Source organism: Thermomonospora cellulosilytica (assembly GCF_014138835.1).
GTDB classification, from domain to species: domain Bacteria; phylum Actinomycetota; class Actinomycetes; order Streptosporangiales; family Streptosporangiaceae; genus Thermomonospora; species Thermomonospora amylolytica.
Genome location: NZ_JACJII010000001.1, coordinates 5,255,741 through 5,273,603, shown reverse-complemented (window position 1 = coordinate 5,273,603; position 17,863 = coordinate 5,255,741). Strand labels below are relative to the sequence as shown.

General features: G+C 75.5%; 19 protein-coding genes and 1 tRNA gene. 8 read left to right on the top strand and 12 right to left on the bottom strand.

Annotated elements, in window-relative coordinates:
- Positions 1-13: 13 nt before the first annotated feature.
- The 4 genes from HNR21_RS24935 to HNR21_RS24920 all read right to left on the bottom strand — a co-directional run bounded on the left by HNR21_RS24935 (position 14) and on the right by HNR21_RS24920 (position 2,985).
- The gene (locus HNR21_RS24935; protein WP_182707124.1) at positions 14-469 is read right to left on the bottom strand and encodes a DUF5666 domain-containing protein; all 456 of its coding nucleotides are present in this window, start codon (positions 467-469) and stop codon (positions 14-16) included.
- Positions 470-536: 67 nt separating this feature from the next.
- Positions 537-1,073, bottom strand: coding sequence for a universal stress protein (locus HNR21_RS24930; protein ID WP_182707123.1), 537 nt, complete (start codon positions 1,071-1,073; stop codon positions 537-539).
- A gap of 109 nt (positions 1,074-1,182) precedes the next feature.
- Entirely contained in the window at positions 1,183-2,364 is a 1,182-nt protein-coding gene (locus HNR21_RS24925; RefSeq protein WP_182707122.1) for a zinc-dependent alcohol dehydrogenase, read from the bottom strand.
- A 15-nt stretch (positions 2,365-2,379) separates the two neighbouring features.
- Positions 2,380-2,985 (bottom strand): flavodoxin family protein, encoded by a 606-nt coding sequence (locus HNR21_RS24920; protein ID WP_182707121.1) that lies wholly within the window; start codon positions 2,983-2,985, stop codon positions 2,380-2,382.
- A 147-nt stretch (positions 2,986-3,132) separates the two neighbouring features.
- Here HNR21_RS24920 and HNR21_RS24915 point away from each other — a divergent pair, with 147 nt between their 5' ends.
- Together HNR21_RS24915 and HNR21_RS24910 are read left to right on the top strand one after the other, a co-directional pair.
- Positions 3,133-3,999: a glycosyltransferase family 2 protein gene (locus tag HNR21_RS24915; protein ID WP_376766600.1), complete on the top strand. Its 867-nt coding sequence runs from the start codon at positions 3,133-3,135 to the stop codon at positions 3,997-3,999.
- A gap of 31 nt (positions 4,000-4,030) precedes the next feature.
- Positions 4,031-4,927 (top strand): glycosyltransferase family 2 protein, encoded by an 897-nt coding sequence (locus HNR21_RS24910; protein WP_312881240.1) that lies wholly within the window; start codon positions 4,031-4,033, stop codon positions 4,925-4,927.
- Here the strand turns inward: HNR21_RS24910 and HNR21_RS24905 are convergent.
- From HNR21_RS24905 to HNR21_RS24885, 5 genes are read right to left on the bottom strand one after another with little or no spacing between them, the layout of a single operon-like run.
- Entirely contained in the window at positions 4,915-5,883 is a 969-nt protein-coding gene (locus tag HNR21_RS24905; protein ID WP_182707120.1) for a glycosyltransferase family 9 protein, read from the bottom strand. The genes HNR21_RS24910 and HNR21_RS24905 overlap by 13 nt on opposite strands.
- Complete coding sequence (locus tag HNR21_RS24900; protein WP_220500289.1) at positions 5,877-6,824, bottom strand: glycosyltransferase; 948 nt, start codon at positions 6,822-6,824, stop codon at positions 5,877-5,879. Before HNR21_RS24900 ends, HNR21_RS24905 begins: the two co-directional genes overlap by 7 nt.
- Before the next feature lie 8 nt (positions 6,825-6,832).
- Positions 6,833-7,891, bottom strand: a complete 1,059-nt coding sequence (locus HNR21_RS24895; protein ID WP_312881238.1) for a glycosyltransferase family 9 protein — start codon at positions 7,889-7,891, stop codon at positions 6,833-6,835.
- The gene (locus tag HNR21_RS24890; protein WP_182707118.1) at positions 7,882-9,390 is read right to left on the bottom strand and encodes an HAD-IIIA family hydrolase; all 1,509 of its coding nucleotides are present in this window, start codon (positions 9,388-9,390) and stop codon (positions 7,882-7,884) included. Before HNR21_RS24890 ends, HNR21_RS24895 begins: the two co-directional genes overlap by 10 nt.
- The gene (locus HNR21_RS24885) at positions 9,387-11,012 is read right to left on the bottom strand and encodes a carbamoyltransferase family protein (RefSeq protein WP_182707117.1); all 1,626 of its coding nucleotides are present in this window, start codon (positions 11,010-11,012) and stop codon (positions 9,387-9,389) included. Before HNR21_RS24885 ends, HNR21_RS24890 begins: the two co-directional genes overlap by 4 nt.
- A 286-nt stretch (positions 11,013-11,298) precedes the next feature.
- On the opposite strand from HNR21_RS24885, the gene HNR21_RS24880 reads away from it, so the two are divergent.
- The 4 genes from HNR21_RS24880 to HNR21_RS24865 are packed head-to-tail and all read left to right on the top strand — an operon-like array spanning position 11,299 to position 15,578.
- Positions 11,299-12,546 carry a glycosyltransferase gene (locus HNR21_RS24880; protein ID WP_182707116.1) on the top strand — a complete coding sequence of 416 codons (1,248 nt, stop codon included), beginning with the start codon at positions 11,299-11,301 and terminating at the stop codon, positions 12,544-12,546.
- On the top strand, positions 12,543-13,124 hold the full coding sequence (locus HNR21_RS24875; protein ID WP_182707115.1) for a D-sedoheptulose-7-phosphate isomerase: 582 nt from the start codon (positions 12,543-12,545) through the stop codon (positions 13,122-13,124). Before HNR21_RS24880 ends, HNR21_RS24875 begins: the two co-directional genes overlap by 4 nt.
- Complete coding sequence (rfaE2, locus tag HNR21_RS24870) at positions 13,121-14,524, top strand: D-glycero-beta-D-manno-heptose 1-phosphate adenylyltransferase (protein ID WP_182707114.1); 1,404 nt, start codon at positions 13,121-13,123, stop codon at positions 14,522-14,524. The genes HNR21_RS24875 and rfaE2 overlap by 4 nt, the downstream gene beginning before the upstream one ends.
- Positions 14,525-14,579: 55 nt before the next feature.
- Positions 14,580-15,578 carry a UDP-glucuronic acid decarboxylase family protein gene (locus tag HNR21_RS24865; RefSeq protein ID WP_182707113.1) on the top strand — a complete coding sequence of 333 codons (999 nt, stop codon included), beginning with the start codon at positions 14,580-14,582 and terminating at the stop codon, positions 15,576-15,578.
- A 27-nt stretch (positions 15,579-15,605) separates the two neighbouring features.
- Here HNR21_RS24865 and HNR21_RS24860 read toward each other — a convergent pair whose 3' ends face one another.
- Together HNR21_RS24860 and HNR21_RS24855 are read right to left on the bottom strand one after the other, a co-directional pair.
- Positions 15,606-15,839: an EF-hand domain-containing protein gene (locus HNR21_RS24860; RefSeq protein ID WP_267898961.1), complete on the bottom strand. Its 234-nt coding sequence runs from the start codon at positions 15,837-15,839 to the stop codon at positions 15,606-15,608.
- 31 nt (positions 15,840-15,870) lie between these two features.
- Positions 15,871-16,590 carry a Crp/Fnr family transcriptional regulator gene (locus HNR21_RS24855; protein WP_312881237.1) on the bottom strand — a complete coding sequence of 240 codons (720 nt, stop codon included), beginning with the start codon at positions 16,588-16,590 and terminating at the stop codon, positions 15,871-15,873.
- A gap of 130 nt (positions 16,591-16,720) precedes the next feature.
- On the opposite strand from HNR21_RS24855, the gene HNR21_RS24850 reads away from it, so the two are divergent.
- Together HNR21_RS24850 and HNR21_RS24845 are read left to right on the top strand one after the other, a co-directional pair.
- Positions 16,721-17,212 (top strand): metallophosphoesterase family protein, encoded by a 492-nt coding sequence (locus HNR21_RS24850; protein WP_182708817.1) that lies wholly within the window; start codon positions 16,721-16,723, stop codon positions 17,210-17,212.
- Positions 17,213-17,293: 81 nt separating this feature from the next.
- A complete protein-coding gene (locus HNR21_RS24845) occupies positions 17,294-17,716 on the top strand; it encodes a DUF732 domain-containing protein (RefSeq protein WP_182707112.1) in 423 nt (140 codons plus the stop codon).
- A gap of 31 nt (positions 17,717-17,747) precedes the next feature.
- Here the strand turns inward: HNR21_RS24845 and HNR21_RS24840 are convergent.
- Positions 17,748-17,843: transfer RNA gene (locus HNR21_RS24840), tRNA-Sec, on the bottom strand.
- Positions 17,844-17,863: the final 20 nt, after the last annotated feature.

The window sequence follows — 17,863 nt, the reverse complement described above, 5'->3', positions numbered from 1 at the left end:
GACGCAAATGGTGCTACGACCGGCGCGGCACGATCACCCCCTCGGCGGTGCGGGCCGTGCCGGCACGGGTGCCGACCACCTTGACCCGGTCGCCCTTGGCCAGGGCGGACGCCGCGGCCTTGTCGCCGTTCTTGCGGATCCGGGTCCCGGAGTCCAGGGTCCACTGCCAGGTGACCCCGTCGGCGCTGCGGACCGTGACCGAACCGGCGGACACCGCGGTGATCTCGCCGTTCTGCCACGCCACCGTCACGAAACGGCCGTCGCGGCGCACCACGGCCTCGCCGCGGACGCCCCGCCCGGCCCGGTTGCGCAGCCGCTCGAGGGGACGGCGGTCGCCGTCACCGGGCGCGGCCGCGACGGGGGACCGCTCGGGGGTGGTCGCGAGGGCGGGGACGGCGGCGTACAGGCCGGCGCCGAGCAGGCCGGTCGCCGTGACGACGGCGGTGGTGGTCTTGATGTCGACTCTCATGCCGTACAGCCAACCGGGCGAGGCTGGGATCAAGACCCCGCGAAACCTGGGAGGAACCTGGGAACGGTCAGCCGTCGGTCTCGTGGCGGCGGCCCCACAGCCGGCGGCGGGCCGGACGCTCGCCGTCGGCGCCGGGGACGGTGAGCGGCCCGATCGTCGGCGGCACCACGCAGATGAACGTCGAACGGGCGTGCGCGGCGCAGTGCCGGTGCACCGACGGGCGCACCAGCCGCGACAGCAGGCCCCGCGAGCTGCGCCCCACCACCAGGATGTCCTCCTCGCGGGCCAGCCGCACCAGCGCGTCGCCGGGCGCGCCGAGCAGCGTCATGCCCGACACCCGGGCCGGGTCGCAGCCGCCGCTGGAGCGCAGCTCGGTGAGCAGCCGGGTGATCAGCTCGCCGCCCGCCTCGCGCAGCCCGCACACCGTGCCGTGCCCGGGCACCCCGGCCGCCGCCGCGTACGAGGGCACCGGGGCGACGTGCACCAGCAGCAGCTCCATCCCGCGCAGCCGGGCCTCGCCGAGCGCCCACGACAGCGCCCAGCGGGAGGCGTCGGAATCGTCGACTCCGACGATGACGCGCGGCGGGGCGGAAGGTGCGAACACGGCGGCCTCCTGGAGTGCGGGGTTCCAGGTTCCCGGCGCAGGCGGCTCGGCGGAAGGACCTCACCGCGTTTCCAGCTTACTTGCGCGAGACCCTGCGATCACCCCCCGTTCACGGCTTCAGCAGTACCTTGATCGCCCCGTCCCGCTTCTTCTGGAAGATCTCGTAGCCGTGCGGGGCCTGGTCCAGCGGCAGCCGGTGGGTGGCCAGGTCCTCGGTGCCCAGCGGGTCGGCGGGGTCGGTCACCAGCGGCATCAGGTCGTCGATCCACCGCTTGACGTGGGCCTGGCCCATCCGCAGCGTGACGCCCTTGTCGAACAGCCGCAGCATCGGCAGCGGGTCGGTCATCCCGCCGTACACCCCGATGATCGAGATGGTGCCGCCGCGCCGGACGATGTCGATCGCCTGGTTCAGCGCCGCCAGCCGGTCCACCCCGGCCCGCTGCATCAGCCCGGCCGCCGCCCGGTCCGGCATCAGCCCGGTCATGGTCTGCGCGAGCTTGGCGCCGGGGGAGCCGTGCGCCTCCATCCCGACCGCGTCGATCACCGCGTCGGTGCCGCGCCCGTCGGTCATGTCGCGGATCTCGTCGCCGGCGACGTCGGCCCGGCCGGGGTCCAGCACCTCGATGCCGTGCCGGCGGGCCATCTCCACCCGCTCGTGGACCCGTTCCACGCCGATCACCCGGTATCCCAGGTGACGGGCGATGCGGGCGCACATCTGGCCGATCGGGCCCAGCCCCAGCACGGTCACGCTGCCGCCCGGGGGGATGTCCGCCCACGCGACGGCCTGCCAGGAGGTGGGCAGCACGTCCGACAGGTACACGAACCGCTCGTCCGGCATCCCCTCGGGCACCTTGATCGGCCCGAACTGGGCCTGCGGCACCCGCAGGTACTCGGCCTGCCCGCCGGGCACCTCGCCGTACAGCTTGGTGTAGCCGAACAGCGCCGCGCCCATCCCCTGGTCACGGACCTGGGTGGTCTCGCACTGCGCGTACAACTGCAGGCCGCACATGTGGCAGTGCCCGCAGGAGATGTTGAACGGGATCACCACCCGGTCGCCCGGCCTGATGTGGGAGACCTCCGGGCCGACCTCCTCCACGATCCCCATCGGCTCGTGGCCCAGGATGTCGCCCTCGCCGATGAACGGCCCGAGCACCTCGTACAGGTGCAGGTCCGACCCGCAGATCGCGGTGGTGGTGATCCGCACGATGGCGTCGGTCGGCTCCTTGAGCGCCGGGTCGGGCACCTGCTCGACCCGTACGTCGCGCTTGCCGTGCCAGGTCACTGCCTTCATCAGCGTTCCTCCAGCTCACTGCGGGGGCGCCGGGATCGGCCGGGCGGCCAGCGCCTCGGCGACCGCCACCAGGTTGGAGGCCATCGCCCGGCCGGTCCTGGCGGCCCAGTCGTGCCCCTCGTCGTCGTCCAGGTAGTCCGGCCCGGGGCCCGGCCCCAGATGCCAGTAGGTCCACGCCTGGCCGGGGATCGTGTAGCCGATGTCGGCGAGCGCGCCGCTGATCTGGCCGATCACATGGTGGGCGCCGTCCTCGTTGCCGGTGTTGACCACCCCGGCGACCCGGTTGTAGGCGACCGGACGGCCCTCGTCGTCGGTCTCCGACAGCATCGCGTCCATCCGCTCCAGCACCCGCTTGGCCACCGAGGACGGCTGGCCCAGCCAGGTGGGGGAGGCGATGATCAGGATCTGCGACTCCAGCAGCATGTCGTGCACCCGCGGCCAGTCGTCGCCCTCGCCCATGTCGGTCTGCACGCCGGGCTTGATGTTCAGGTCCACGGCCCGCACGGTGCGGACCTCCACCCCGCGCTGCCACAGCTCCTTGGTGACCACCTCGGTGAGCGCCTCGGTGTTGGACGGCTCCGGTGACGGTTTCAGCGTGCAGTTGATGACCAGGGCGCGCATGCACGGATCCCTTCGGTCGGCGTTGCGTACTCCGGTGCGCCTACCCGCCGGGCGCCGTCTAAACGGCGCTCCCGTACGGCGTGCCGCCGCCCGCGGGTTTGTCCTCCGGTGGGCGGGTAGATCGCCTCGCCGGGAGGGAGGGTGCGAGTGGACGAGCGTGTCACCGTCGTGATCGCCACGCGCGACCGGCGGGCGGAGCTGCTCCGCACGCTGCACGAGCTGACGGCCCTGCCGGAACGACCGCCGGTCATCGTGGTCGACAACGCCTCCGCGGACGGCACCGCCGAGGCGGTCCGCGCGCAGTTCCCCGCCGTCGAGGTCATCCGGGAACCGCGCAACCTGGGGGCGCTCGCCCGCACCGTCGGGGTGCGGGCCGCCCGCACGCCGTACGTGGCGTTCAGCGACGACGACTCCTGGTGGGAGCCGGGCGCGCTGGGCCGCGCCGCCGACGCGTTCGACGCCTGCCCGCGGCTGGGGCTGATCGCGGCGCGGACCCTGGTGGGGCCCGAACGGGCCGACGACCCGATCAACAAGGCGATGGCCGACAGCCCGCTGCCCGGCGACGGGGACCTGCCGGGTCCGCCGGTGCTGGGGTTCCTGGCCTGCGCGTCGGTGCTGCGGCGGGAGGCGTTCCTGCAGGCCGGCGGGTTCGACCGGGTGCTGTTCTTCGTGGGGGAGGAACGGATGCTGGCGATGGATCTGGCCGCGCGCGGCTGGGCGCTGGCGTACGTGCCGGAGGTGGTGGCGGTGCACGAGCCGTCGGCGCACCGCCCGCCGTCCCGGCACCGGGTCCGCGCGGAGCTGCGCAACACGCTGCTGACCGCCTGGATGCGCCGGCCGGCGAGGGTGGCGCTGGAACGGACCGCACGGCTCGCGGGGGCCGCCGTGCGGGACCCCGACGCCCGCGCCGCCCTCGCCGGCGCGGCCCGCCGGCTGCCCGCCGCGCTGGCCGCCCGCCGGCCGCTGCCCGCCCCGGTGGAGGAACGGGTCCGGCTGCTGGAGTCCGCCTCATGAGCGGGCCGGAGACGAACGGGGGGCGGGTCTCGTGAGCGATCCCAGGATCAGCGTGGTGATCATCACCCGGGACCGGCGGCCGGAGCTGCTGCGGACCCTCGCCCACATGACCGCGCTGCCGGAACGTCCCGAGATCATCGTCGTGGACAACGGCTCCCGCGACGGCACCACCGCCGCGGTCCTCGACGCCCATCCGAAGGTCCACGTGATCCGCAGCCGCCGCAACTTCGGCGCGGTGGGCCGCAACCTGGCCGTCGAACGCGTCACCACCCCGTACGTGGCGTTCTGCGACGACGACACCTGGTGGGAGCCGGGCGCGCTGACCCGCGCCGCCGACCTGCTGGACGCCTGCCCCCGGCTGGCCTCGGTCACCGGGCGGATCCTGGTCGAGCCGGACGGCGTCGAGGACCCCATCACCCCCGAGCTGCGGCACTCCCCGGTGCCCGCCCCGGACTGGCTGCCGGGCCCCGCGCTGCTGAGCATCCTGGCGGGCGCGTCGATGCTGCGGGTGTCGGCGTTCCGCGAGGTCGGCGGGTTCTCCAGGCGGCTGTGGATCGGCGGGGAGGAGGAACTGCTCGGCATGGACCTGGCCGCCCGCGGCTGGTGGATGTGCTGGGCCGAGGACGTGGTCGTCCACCACCACGCCTCCACCGTCCGCGACCCCAGGCAGCGGCGCAAGCTCGGCATCCGCAACACCCTGTGGACCACCTGGCTGCGGCGGCCCGCCCGGTCGGCGCTGCGGCGCACCGTCACCCTGCTGCGGTCGGTGCCGCGCGACCGGGCCAGCGCCGAGGCGGTCGCCGCCGCGCTCGCCGGACTGCCGTGGGTGCTGCGGGAACGCCGGGTCGTGCCCGACCACGTCGAACAGGGCCTGCAACTGCTGGAGGCCCCGCAGTCCAGCTCCCCGGCCCGCCGTTACGTCGGCTGAGGCAGCACCCGGCGGGCGGCGTCCACGACCTCCTCGACGGTGATCCGCAGGAGTCTCGGATCGGGGACGGCGCCCCAGGCGTCGCCGGGGCGGCCTCCGGCGCCGTGCCACAGGACCGCATGCTGCGGTTCGCCCGGCGGAGGCCCCCACAGGGCGGGGGAGACCGGACCGTACAGGGTCACCGAGGGCCTGGCGTAGGCGAACCCCAGATGCGCCATGCCGGTGTCGTTGCTGACCACCAGCCGCGCCCGGGACACCAGCGCGGCCAGCTCGGCCAGCCCGGTCCGGCCCGCCAGCACCGCGTCCGCCGACAGGCCCGCCCGTTCGGCCACCTCATGGGCCAGCGGGCGTTCCCGCCCCGACCCGGTGACCACCACGCGTTCGCCCATGTCCGTGAGCGCACGGGCGACGGCCGCGTACCGGTCGGCGGGCCAGCGGCGGCTGCCGCCGGCCGCGCCCGGATGCACCACCACCGCCCCCTCGGCGGGAGCGGGCACGTCGGGCGGGTCCAGGAGAAGATCGCGGGGGTCGGCGGGGATGTCCCACCACTCCAGCAGCCGGCACCAGCGGGACACCTCGTGCTCGTCGTCGTCCCACCACGGGCCCTTCTCGTGCGGGGCCGCCTCGGAGGCGTACACCATCAGCGTCCGCGCCCCCGTGGCGGCCACCAGCTCGTGACTGGCCGGGCCGTTGCCGTGCAGGTCCACCCCGACGTCGGGCGGCGGGCCGGCCCACTCGATCGGGGCCAGCTCGCCGGTGGGCAGCAGCCGGTCGATCGCCCCGCACAGCCGCGCCAGCGGCGCCAGCGCCGACGGGGCCGCCAGCACCGTCTCGTGCTCGGGATGGGCGGCGCGCAGCGCCCGGTAGGCGGGCACCCCCGTGAGGAAGTCGCCCAGGCCGAGCGCCCGCAGCATCAGGACGGCGGGCCGGTTCACCAGGTTCTCCCGGTTCACCATGTCGCCTCGGTGAGCACCCGGTCCCAGTCGTCCAGGAACCGGGCCAGGCCGTACCGCTCCAGCGCCGCCTCCCGCGCCTTCTTGCCCATCTCGGCGGCCTCGGCCGGGTCGTTCATCAGCCGCCGCAGCGCCGCCGCCAGCACGTCCGGGTTCGTGGACAGCACCCCCGCGCCGGGCGGCACCGCCTCCACGACCTCCGTGGTCGCCAGCGCCACCACCGGCATGCTCAGGTGCATCGCCTCCAGCAGCGACAGCCCCAGCGACGTCCACCGCACCGGGTGCAGGTAGGCGCGGCGGCGGGCCAGCTCCTCGTGCATCCGGTGCTGCGGCAGGTCCTCGTACGCCTGCGCCGCCGGGATGTTCAGCCGCCCCGGCAGCTCGGTCACCCTCATCCCGAACACGTCCAGCGGGGTGCCGGCGGACACGAACGGCAGCAGGTCGGTGCCGACGTACCGGCCGCGCCGCAGCGGCTCGTTCACCACCACCGCCGCGTGCGCGATCTCCCCGGTCCAGCGGGGACCCGGGTCGACGACGCCGTGCTCGACCACCCGCGCCGGGGTCGTGCCGTTGTCCCAGAACAGCTTGTTGAAGTGGGTGACGTGCACCAGCAGCAGGTCGGGCCGGTCGGCCATCGGATGCCGGGTCAGCGGCACGTCCCCCCACGGCGCGTCGTGCTCCAGGTAGACCGCCGGGACGTCCCTGCCGGGCCGCCGCCCCAGATGGCGGCGGACCAGCTCCTCCTCGTGCGGGCGCTGCAGGACGACCACGTCCACCTCCTCGTCGCGGAGGCGGTCCAGCGGCACCTCCACGGCGGACGGAGGCCAGTCCCAGGTGCGGGCGCGCCCGCGCCCGTCAGGTCCCCGGTCGGGGGTCACCGGGATGAGGTAGGTGTGCGGGCCCTGCACGAACGCCGTCATGTAGGAGCCGTGCACATGCCACATCAAGATCCTCAACGAGGCTCACTCCCGTCTTCGCTGTAGGCGGCGAGCTTGTCCACCGCGTCCGCCACCTCCGCCGCGCCCACCCCCGCCAGGCAGGGATGGCCGGGCACCGGGCAGACGCGGGCCCGGGTGTCGCGGCAGGGCGCGAGCTGGTCGCCCAGCAGCACGTGCGGCACCCCGTACGGGGCCCACCGCACGGCCGGCACCACCGGCGAGAACAGCGACACCACCGGCGTGCGGACCGCCGCCGCCAGGTGGGCGGGACCGGTGTTGCCGACCACGACCGCGGAGGCCCCCGCCAGCACCGCGGCCAGTTCCGGCATCCCGGTCCGCCCGCCCAGGTCGATCCCGTGCCCCCCGGCGACGAACGCGGTCAGGTCCCGTTCCGAACGCCCCCCGGTGACCACCACCCGCCGGCCCCGGGCGGCCAGCTCGGCGACCGCCTCGGCGCACCGCTCGGGCGGCCACCGCCGGGCCGGGACCGCCGCGCCCGGATGCACCACCACGTACGGCCCGTCGCCGGTGAGCGCCGAGACGTCGGGCAGCGGGCCGCGCACCGCCAGCCGCCCGTCGTCCCCCGGCGGCAGCGGATATCCGGCGGCGGCGGCCAGCGACAGGGCGCGTTCGGGCTCGGGGATGTCGTCGTCGACCCGGTGCCGCACGTCCAGCAGGCTGCCGGGGTAGTCCACGCTGATCGCCGAGATCCGGCCGATCCCCGCCAGCCGCAGCACCAGCGCCGTCGGCAGCGGCGACTGGTGGAACGAGGTGAACACCACCGCGTCGTCGAACCGCCCGGCGGCCAGCCGCTCCACCAGGCCGTGCACCGCCTCGGGGCGGACGGGCGGCGGGTCGGCGAGCACCCACGGAGCCGACCACACCACCACCTCGTCCACCCCGGGCAGCATCCGGGCGGCGGCCTCCCCCAGCGGGCCGACCAGCATGGTCACATGCCCGCTGCGGGCGGCCACCGCCCGTACCGCCGGTCCGGCCAGCAACACGTCCCCTGCGCTGTCCAGGCGCACCACGAGCGCCCGGCCCCGCGGGCCCGCCCCTTCCTTCAGGCCCACAGGGACGCTCCAGGCGTGTCGCCGGCCGCGAACCGGACGGCGTCCATGAGGTTGTCCGCGACCCGGGCGCCGGTCAGCTCCTCGGTCCGGGTCTGCGGCGTCGGCACCAGCACCGACCGCGCCCCGGCGGCCCGGGCGGCGGCCACGTCGGCGCCGATGTCGCCGATCATCACGCACTCGTGCGGGCGCACCCGCAGCTCGGCGGCGGCCCGTTCCACCATCCCCGGCGCGGGCTTGCGGCAGCCGCAGCCGTCGCCGTCGCCGTGCGGGCAGATCTGCCAGGTGCCGAACGGCCCCAGCAGCTCGGCCACCCGCCGGTTGACCGCGTCGACCTGCTCGCGGGTCAGCAGCCCCCGGGCGATCCCCGACTGGTTGCTGACCACCCCGACGGCCAGGCCCCGGCGGCGCGCCAGCTCCACGGCCTGGCGCGCACCCGGCATGAGCTCGACCTTCTCCGGGTCGCCGTTGTAGGGCACGTCCCGCACCAGCGTGCCGTCCCGGTCGAACAGCACCGCCTTCGCCGGTCCCGGCCAGGGACGCGCGCCGCGCGCCCGCACGAGGCCGCGCAGCCAGTGCCACACGGCGGCCGGGGGGATCGCCGCGCTGGTCGCCGCCATCGCCGCGATCTCCCGCGCGGTGCGGGGACCGGGCGCGATCCGCGCGGCGGCGAACTCGCCGACCCCGGCCAGCGCTCCCGCGGCGGCCAGGGCGGCGGCGCGCCGCCTGCCGGCCGCGGCGAGGCCCGCGGCGGCCAGTCCCGCCGCGGTGATCGCCAGGTGCCCGCTGCGGCGGCCGGGCGTCTCACCGGCCCGCTCGTACCAGCCGGGGCCGTGCACCGCCCGCATCAGCGCGTCGTCGGCGTTGCCGGCCTGCTGGCGGACGCTGATCCACCAGGGCGCGGGCCGCACCGGGTGGACGGTGCGGCGCGTCCCGCGCGCCAGCGTCCACCCGTCGTCCTCCAGCCGCAGCGCCAGGTCGGCGTCCTCGCGGAACGCGCGCGGGAACCGCTCGTCGAAACCGCCGGACTCCACCAGCGCGGTCCGCCGGTACGCCATGTCGGCGGTGATCCACAGCGCCCCCGCCAGGCCCGCCGTGCCGCGTTCCCAGTCGGTGGGCCGCCGGCCTTGCGGCAGCGGAACCTCGATGCGCCCCTGCACGCCCGCCACCTGCGGCGGCCGGTCGGCCAGGTCGGCGGCGAGGCGTTCCGGCCAGTCGGCGGTCACCCGCACGTCGTCGTCCAGGAACGCCACCCAGGGCGTCGCGGTGCACCGCCAGCCGAGGTTGCGGGCGGCGGCGGGGCCGACCCCGCCGCTCGCCACCACCTCGGTGATCTTCGCCAGCCCGTCGGGCACCTCCAGCCGGGTCCCGCCCCGCGGTGCGGGCCGGTCGTCGACCAGCACCACCCGCTCGGGCCGCGGCCCCCGCGCCCCGGCCAGCGCGTCCAGGCACGCCGCCAGGCAGGGCCGCCCCAGCGTCGGGATGACCACCGAGTAGCTCATCGCCGCACCGTGAACGGGCCGATCGCCAGCATGTCGACCGGGGTCGAGCCGAAGCACTCCAGCGCGTCGCGGACGTCGTCGACCATCGGCCGCCCCGCGGTGTTGAGACTGGTGTTGACCAGCACCGGCAGGCCCGTGCGGCGTTCGAACGCCGTCAGCAGCCGCGCCACCAGCGGCTCGGCCGCCGGGTCGACGGTCTGCACCCGCGCGGTGCCGTCGACGTGCACCACCGCCGGGATGCGGTCCTGCCAGTGCGGCGCCACGTCGTGCACGAACAGCATGTACGGGCTGGGGATCGGGCCGCGTTCGAAGATCTCGGGGGCACGGTCCAGCAGCACCATCGGCGCCACCGGCCGGAACTGCTCACGGCCCTTGACGTCGTTGAGGCGCTCCAGGTTGACCCGCCGCCCCGGGTGCGCCAGCAGCGACCGGTGCCCCAGCGCGCGCGGCCCGTACTCGGCGCGGCCCTGCACCCAGGCCACGATGCCGTCGCCGGCCAGCACCTCGGCCGCCGCCTCCGCCACGTCGGCCGGGCGCTCGTAGGGCACCCGGGCGCGCCGCAGCGCCTCCTCGATCTGGTGCTCGTCGAAGCCCCGGCCCAGGTCGGCGCCGGTCATCGTCCACGGCGGCTCGCCGCCCGAGGCGGCCAGGTGCAGCGCCGCGCCCAGCGCGGTGCCCGCGTCACCGGCCGCCGGCTGCACCCACACCTTCTCGAACGGCCCCCGCTGGGCGAGGACCGTGTTGGCGACGCAGTTCAGCGCGGTGCCGCCGGCCATCGCCAGGGTGGTGTCCCCGGTCCGCTCGTGCAGCCAGGCCGCCAGGTCCAGCAGCACCTCCTCCAGCCGCCGCTGCACGCTGGCGGCCAGGTCGGCGTGCGCCTCGGTCCACTCCTCGCCGGGGTCGCGGGCCGGGGCCAGCTCGCCCCAGTCGATCCGTCCGGTGACGAAGCCGCCGTCGTCGGTGGCGCGGACCCTCTCGCGCAGCAGGTCCAGGTGGCGCGGCTTGCCGTAGGAGGCCAGCGCCATGACCTTGTACTCGTCGGAGGACCGCAGGAACCCCAGGTGGGCGGTCAGCTCCTCGTACATCAGGCCCAGCGAGTGCGGCAGCCGCTGGCTCGCCAGGGTCTCCAGCCTCCCGTCGCGGTAGCGGCCCGACAGGTGGGAGTGGGCCTCGCCGCGCCCGTCGCACACCAGCACGCTGCAGGACCGGTCGCCGACCGCCAGGCCCGCCGACGCGGCGTGCGCCACATGGTGCGGCAGGAACGTCACCTTCGCCGGATCCAGTCCGGGCAGGGCGTCGGCGAGGAACCCGGGGGCCTGCCGGGCGAACTCGGTGCGCAGATGATCCCAGGGGTCGTGCAGCCCCAGTTCCTCGATCGGGGGCACCAGCGCCGGGTCGTAGGAGAAGCCGACCAGGTCGACGTCCTCGGGCCGCAGCCCGGCCCGCTCCAGGCACCAGGCCGCCGACAGCGCCGGCTGCTCCCAGGCCGAGAAGGGCACCGGACGCTTGCCGTGCTTGCGGCGGCTGAAGCGTTCCTCCTCGGCCGCCGCCACGACCCGCCCGTCGATCACCAGCGCCGCCGCCGGATCGTGGAAGACGGCGTTGACGCCCAGGATCCGCATTCTGCCTCCCAGCGTGAATGCAACCTTTCGTGCCGCCTTGTCTCCGAACCGGAGCGACTCAAACACCGCACGCGACGCCACCGTCACAGCGCCCGTCCCGGGCACCGGAATCCGGTCCGTACGGATGGGGCGTTTCAGGCCGCTGTTTCGGGAGAGTCCTGTTGCGTGCGCCGCCAAGGCGCACCGGCCGCCACCGGCACCGGTGGCGAGGGGGCCGCAGCCCACGGGCTGACCGGCGGCCGGATGCCGGGCGCATCCGCGAAGCGAACCTCGCGAGGAGAAGCCTTTGATCATCCACATGGTTTCCGAACACGCCAGCCCGCTGGCGGTGCTGGGGGGTGCGGACGCCGGGGGACAGAACGTGCACGTGGCCGCCCTCGCCACGGCACTGGGGGCGCGCGGCCATCAGGTCACCGTGCACACCCGGCGCGACGCGCCCGACCTGCCCGCCCGGGTCCCGCTGGCCCCGGGCGTGGTCGTCGAGCACGTTCCGGCCGGCCCGCCCCGTCCCGTCCCCAAGGACGAGCTGCTGCCGTACATGCCGGAGTTCGCCGAGGAGCTGGGCCGCCGCTGGCTGGACGAACGACCCGACGTGGTGCACGCCCACTTCTGGATGAGCGGGTACGCGGCGCTGCTGGCGGCCCGGGACCTGGACGTCCCGGTGGCGCAGACGTTCCACGCGCTCGGCTCCGTCAAGCGCCGTCACCAGCGCGAGGCCGACACCAGCCCGCCCGAACGGCGCTGGCTGGAGCCCCGCGTCGCCCGGGAGGCCGACGCGGTCATCGCCACCTGTTCTTCTGAGGTCCAAGAACTATGCGCGTATAGAGTCCGCCCGGACTCTGCGGTGGTCATCCCCTGCGGCGTGGACCTGGACCTGTTCCGGCCGGACGGGCCCGTCGCGTTGCGCGGCGACCGGCCCCGGGTGCTCAGCATCGGCCGGATGGTGCCGCGCAAGGGCGTCGACACCGCCATCGAGGCGATCGCCGCGGTCCCCGACGCCGAGCTGGTCGTGGCCGGCGGGCCGGGGGCCGAGGAACTGGACGCAGACCCCGAGGCCCGGCGGCTGCGGGCGCTGGCCGACGAGCACGGCGTCGCCGACCGGGTGACGTTCCTGGGCCGGGTGCCGCACGACGAGGCCCCGGCCCTCATGCGCTCGGCGGACGCGGTGGTCAGCGTCCCCTGGTACGAGCCGTTCGGGATGGTGCCGGTCGAGGCGATGGCCTGCGGCACCCCGGTGGTCGCCTCGGCGGTCGGCGGGCACCTGGACACCGTGATCGACGGCGTCACCGGCCTGCACGTTCCGCCGCGCGACCCGGCGGCGCTGGCCGGGCGCCTCACCGAGCTGCTGGCGGACCGCCGCCGGCGGACCCGGCTGGGCCGGGCGGGCGCCCGCCGCGCCCGCGCCCTGTACTCGTGGGACCGGATCGCCGCCTCCACCGAGTCGGTGTACGAGCAACTGGCCGGGTACGGCCCGCGGGCCGCGATGGCCGGGCTGGTCGGGCTGGCCGGGGGCACGAAGGGAGCGAGGTCATGACCGAGGCGCATCTGACCCGGCTGGAGACCGCGCTGCGGCGGCTGCGCCGGCGCACCGCCCTGGTGGAGGACTGGGGCATGCGGCTGGCGGCCGTGCTGGACTCCGGCGGGCGCCTGCTGGCCTGCGGCAACGGCGGCAGCGCCGCGCAGGCCCAGCATCTGACCGCCGAGCTGGTGGGCCGGTTCGAGAGCGAGCGGCGGCCGCTGTCGGCGATCCCGCTGCACGGCGACACCTCCGCGCTCACCGCGATCGGCAACGACTACGGCGCCGACGAGGTGTTCGCCCGCCAGGTGCGCGCCCACGGCCGCCCCGGCGACGTGCTGATCTGCATGTCGACCAGCGGCACCAGCCGGAACGTGATCGCCGCCGCCCGCGCCGCGCAGGCGATCGGGATGCGGACCTGGGCGATGACCGGGCCCGCCCCCAACCCGCTGGCCGGGATCTGCGAGGAGGCGCTGGCGGTCGACGCCCCGGTCACCGCCACCGTGCAGGAGATCCACCTGGCCGTGGTGCACATGCTGTGCGCCGTGGTGGACCGGGTGATCTGCGAGGGCGATCGGCAGGCGGTGCGCACGTGAGGGCCGGGCCGCTGGTCGTCGTCGGCGACGCCCTGCTGGACGTGGACCTGACCGGCACCGTCGAGCGGGTGTCCCCGGACGCGCCGGTCCCGGTGGTCTCCGACGTGCGCGAGCACCGCCGCGCCGGGGGCGCCGGGCTGGCCGCCACGCTGGCCGCCCGGATGTCGGGCCGGGAGGTGGTGCTGGTCGCCCCACTCGGCGCGGACGAGTCCGGCAAGGCCCTGGCCGGGCTGCTGGAGGCCGAGGTCGGCCTGGTGCGGCTGCCGCTGGACGGGCGGACCGTGCGCAAGACCCGGATCCGCGCCGCCGGGCAGTCCCTGGTCCGCGTCGACCAGGGCGACGGGCGGATGGCCGACGGCGCCCCACTCGGCGATGGCGTCGCGGAGGCGCTGCGGGACGCCGCGGCCGTGCTGGTCGCCGACTACGGGCGGGGAACGACCGCGCACGAGGACGTCCGGCGGATCCTGGCCGGGCTGCCGAAGGACGTGCCGGTCGTGTGGGATCCGCATCCGCGGGGCGCGCCGCCGGTCCGCTCGGTCCGGCTGGCCACCCCGAACCGTTCCGAGGCGCGGGCGTTCGCCGGCACGCCGGAGCAGACCCGTGACCCGCTCGGGCAGGCCGCCCGGGACGCCGCCGCGCTGGTGGCCCGGTGGGGCGTCGCCGGGGTCGCGGTGACGCTGGGGGAGCGGGGCGCGCTGCTGTCGGTCGGCGACGACGTGCCCTACGTGGCGACCGCGCCGCAGGTCACCGGGCCGATCGACCCGTGCGGTGCGGGGGACTGCTTCTCGGCCGCCACGGCGCTGGCGCTCGCGGACGGGGCGCTGCCCAGCGAGGCCGTCACCGACGCCGTCCGCCGCGCCGCCGAGTTCGTCGCCTCCGGGACCGTCCCGCAGGCCCGGCCCGACCAGGCCGTCGCCGCCGGCGACCCGTGGGAGCTGATCGAACGGGTCCGCGCCCGGGGCGGCACCGTGGTCGCCACCGGCGGCTGCTTCGACCTGCTGCACCCCGGCCACGTCAGCCTGCTGCGCCAGGCGCGGGCGCTGGGCGACCTGCTGGTGGTGTGCCTGAACTCCGACGCCTCGGTGCGCGCCCTCAAGGGCCCGGACCGGCCGGTGATGCCCGAGCAGGACCGCGCCCGGGTGCTCGGCGCGCTCGACTGCGTCGACGCCGTGCTGATCTTCGCCGAGCGCACCCCGGAACGGCTGCTGGAGCGGCTGCGGCCGGACCTGTGGGTCAAGGGCGCCGACTACGCGTCCGCCGAACTGCCCGAGGCCCGGATCGTCCGCCGCCACGGGGGCCAGGTGGTGCTGCTGCCGTACCTGGAGGGCCGGTCCACCAGCCGCCTGGTCGAACGGGTCCGCGCCCACGCGGGACACGCACGAGACGAAGGAGCGGCATGAGCGCCGTTCTCGCCGGGGGGTGCGGGGGGTCGTCCCCGCACAGGGAGGAGACCGCATGACGGGCAACGCATCACGGCGCCGCATCCGCCGCGCCGTGGTCACCGGGGGAGCCGGGTTCCTCGGCTCGCACCTGTGCGAACGGCTGCTGGACCGCGGCGTCAGCGTCGTCTGCATGGACAACTTCCTGACCGGGACGCCGCGGAACGTGGCGCACCTGATGGGCAGGCCCGGGTTCCGGGTCGTGGAGTGCGACCTGACCGGGTTCGTGCACGTGCCCGGCGACGTGGACCTGGTGCTGCACTTCGCGTCGGCGGCCTCGCCGATCGACTACCTCAAGCTCCCGGTCGAGACGCTCAAGGTCGGCGGGCTCGGCACGCTGCACGCCCTCGGCCTGGCCCGCGAGAAGGGCGCCCGGTTCGTCCTGGCCTCCACCAGCGAGGTGTACGGCGACCCGCTGCAGCACCCGCAGCGCGAGGACTACTGGGGCAACGTCAACCCGGTGGGGCCGCGCAGCGTCTACGACGAGGCCAAACGGTACGCCGAGGCGCTGACCACCGCGTACCGCAACAGCCGGGGCGTCGACACCGGCATCGTGCGGATCTTCAACACCTACGGCCCGCGGATGCGCCCGCACGACGGCCGGGCCATCCCCACCTTCATCCGGCAGGCGCTGGCGGGCGAGCCGCTGACCGTCGCCGGGGACGGCTCGCAGACCCGGTCGATCTGCTACGTCGACGACACGGTGGCCGGCGTGCTGGCACTGGCCTGCAGCGACCTGGCCGGGCCGGTCAACATCGGCAACGCCGAGGAGACCTCGGTGCTGGCGCTCGCCGAGACCATCCGCGAGCTGGCCGGGTCCGACTCGCCGATCGAGTTCGTCGAGCGGCCCACCGACGACCCGTCGGTGCGCTGCCCCGACACCACGCTGGCCCGGGAACGGCTCGGCTGGGAGCCCCGGGTGCCCAACACCGAGGGGCTGCGCCGCACCATCGCCTGGTTCGCCGCCGAGCTCGGCGTGACCGGCGACCGCACCCGGGCCGCCGCCGGCGGCTGACCGGCCCCCGGCCGGTCCCGGCCCGCCTCAGCGTCCGGCGTACCGGGACATGAAGGCGGTGAACTCCTCCAGCGACATCTTCCCGTCGCGGCTGCCGTCGGCCTCCACCATCACCTCGACCGCGCGGACGTGGTCGATCTCCTGCCCGAGCGCCCTCATCAGGCTCTTCAGCTCGTCCACGGAGATGAACCCGTCCCCGTCGAGGTCGACCATCCGGAACGTCGCCGCGTACTCGTTCACCGGTTCGTTCGCATCGCTCACGGCGGGCACGCTAGCAGGCCCGCCGGAACGCTCAGTCCTCGACGCAGCCGGCGGCGAACGCCCGCAGCCCCGGCAGGTCCAGCACCGTGACCTTGCGGTAGGCGGTCTGCACCAGGCCGCGGTCGCGCAGCTCGCCGAAGCCGCGGGCGGCGGTCTCCCGGGAGGCGTCCACCCAGCTGCCCAGGTCGGCCTGCGACAGCGGCGGCAGGATCGGGATCCGGCCGTCCGGCCCCGGCTCGGTGTACCGCAGCGACACCTCGGCCAGGTGCACCAGCAGGTGCGCCAGCCGGCAGGTGCCGTCGGCGCTGGCCTTGACCCGCAGCCGGTTGCCCAGCTCGCCCATGCGGTCCACGATGGTCGCCATCAGCGGCCACCAGCTGCGCGGATGCTGGTCCAGGAACGCCTTGAACCGGCCCGCCGGCACGCTGAGGGCGCGGACCGGCGCCAGCGCCTGCACGGTCGCGGTGCGGGGCCGGTCGAACATCGCCGAGATCTCGCCCACCATGTCGCCGGGCCCCCGCACGGCCAGCACCACCTCACGGCCGGAGTCGGTGGGGGAGACGACCTTGGCCCAGCCGTCCAGGATGACGAGCATGTGCGCGGAGACGTCCCCCTCGAAGGTGAGCGGCTCACCGCCGGGACGGAAGGTCCGCACGCGGCCCGCCCGGCTCAGCGCCTCCCGCTCGGCGGGGGTGAGCTCCTCCCAGAAGGGGCGGTTCACCGGAACCCGTTCCATGGGTCCTTCGCGCACGGACGCCTCCGCTCTGTCGTGCCCCCCGTCGGGAGGCGGACGGACCGTGAAAGCAATTGACCCATCTCCCGCTCTGTGTGACAAGCGTTGTCAGCCGCGTTCGTGACGCTACCGTGGGCATGCCGTGACCATGAAGGTGATCGTCCTGTCCGACACGCACGCGCCACGGCGCTGGCGCGGCTGCCCGCCCGCCGTGGCCGAGCACCTGCGCGACGCCGACCTGATCCTGCACGCGGGCGACGTGTGCACCGCCGACGTGCTGACGGAGCTGTCGCGGTACGCGCCGGTCCGCGCGGTGCTGGGCAACAACGACGGGCCCGACGTGGCGGCCTGGGGCGCCCCGGAGACCCTGGAGCTGGACCTGGCCGGGCTGCGGGTGGCGATGATCCACGACAGCGGCCCCGCCAAGGGCCGGCTGAACCGGATGCGCCGCCGCTTCCCCGACGCCGACCTGGTGGTGTTCGGCCACTCGCACATCCCGCTGGACGAGTCCGGCGGCGGGCTGCGGATCTTCAACCCCGGCTCGCCCACCGACCGGCGCCGTCAGCCGCACGGCACGATCGGGGTGCTGCACATCGCGGACGGGACGCTGACCCGGGCGGAGATCCTCCCGGTCACATGAGGTTCCCGGCCGGACTGGGAATCGCGACAATGCCGCCTGCGGAGCCGGGACGGGAGTGACGTACGGGGCTATCGTCCCCCCATGCGACGGATGGTCACTTCTGTGATGGTGTGCGGACTGCTGGTCGCCGGATGCGGCGGCGAGTCCGGCGGCGGCGACGCCGCCCCGAGTCCCACGGCCCCGGGACCCGCGACGAGCGCCCCCGCCGCGGGCGGCTCCGGCGGCACCGGAGGCTCGGGCGGCTCGGGCGGCGGCGGGACCGGGAGCCTGCCGCCCAACGAGCGGCTGGCGTACATGACCAAGCTGGTCGAGATCAACCCCGCCCTCGCCGAGAACGAGGGCGAGGCGATCCGCAACGGCCAGGCCACCTGCCGGGACATCGCCAAGGGCGCGACCCCGCAGCAGCTCGTGGAGAACGTGCGCAGCCGCTTCGGTGAGAACCTCGCCCCGGCGCAGGCCGACCAGGTGCTCGGGGTGGTCCGGCAGTACCTGTGCAAGTCCTGACCGGCCGGAGGACGCCGGGCGCGGGCGGACGTGGCGGAGGCGTACGGGAATCGAACCCGCCGACCCGAGATGCTCGGGTCCGCCGGCTTTGAAGGCCGGGGAGCCCACCAGGCGCTCGCACGCCTCCACCGCCGACCCTACGCGATC

What these genes read in the sequence shown, in the direction of transcription:
- HNR21_RS24935 (WP_182707124.1), bottom strand. Translation starts at nt 469, where the DNA reads ATGAGAGTCGACATCAAGACCACCACCGCCGTCGTCACGGCGACCGGC.
- HNR21_RS24865 (WP_182707113.1), top strand. Translation starts at nt 14,580, where the DNA reads ATGACGGGCAACGCATCACGGCGCCGCATCCGCCGCGCCGTGGTCACC.
- HNR21_RS24905 (WP_182707120.1), bottom strand. Translation starts at nt 5,883, where the DNA reads ATGGTGAACCGGGAGAACCTGGTGAACCGGCCCGCCGTCCTGATGCTG.
- HNR21_RS24850 (WP_182708817.1), top strand. Translation starts at nt 16,721, where the DNA reads ATGAAGGTGATCGTCCTGTCCGACACGCACGCGCCACGGCGCTGGCGC.
- HNR21_RS24845 (WP_182707112.1), top strand. Translation starts at nt 17,294, where the DNA reads ATGCGACGGATGGTCACTTCTGTGATGGTGTGCGGACTGCTGGTCGCC.
- HNR21_RS24925 (WP_182707122.1), bottom strand. Translation starts at nt 2,364, where the DNA reads ATGAAGGCAGTGACCTGGCACGGCAAGCGCGACGTACGGGTCGAGCAG.
- HNR21_RS24890 (WP_182707118.1), bottom strand. Translation starts at nt 9,390, where the DNA reads ATGAGCTACTCGGTGGTCATCCCGACGCTGGGGCGGCCCTGCCTGGCG.
- HNR21_RS24885 (WP_182707117.1), bottom strand. Translation starts at nt 11,012, where the DNA reads ATGCGGATCCTGGGCGTCAACGCCGTCTTCCACGATCCGGCGGCGGCG.
- HNR21_RS24920 (WP_182707121.1), bottom strand. Translation starts at nt 2,985, where the DNA reads ATGCGCGCCCTGGTCATCAACTGCACGCTGAAACCGTCACCGGAGCCG.
- HNR21_RS24875 (WP_182707115.1), top strand. Translation starts at nt 12,543, where the DNA reads ATGACCGAGGCGCATCTGACCCGGCTGGAGACCGCGCTGCGGCGGCTG.
- HNR21_RS24900 (WP_220500289.1), bottom strand. Translation starts at nt 6,824, where the DNA reads ATGTGGCATGTGCACGGCTCCTACATGACGGCGTTCGTGCAGGGCCCG.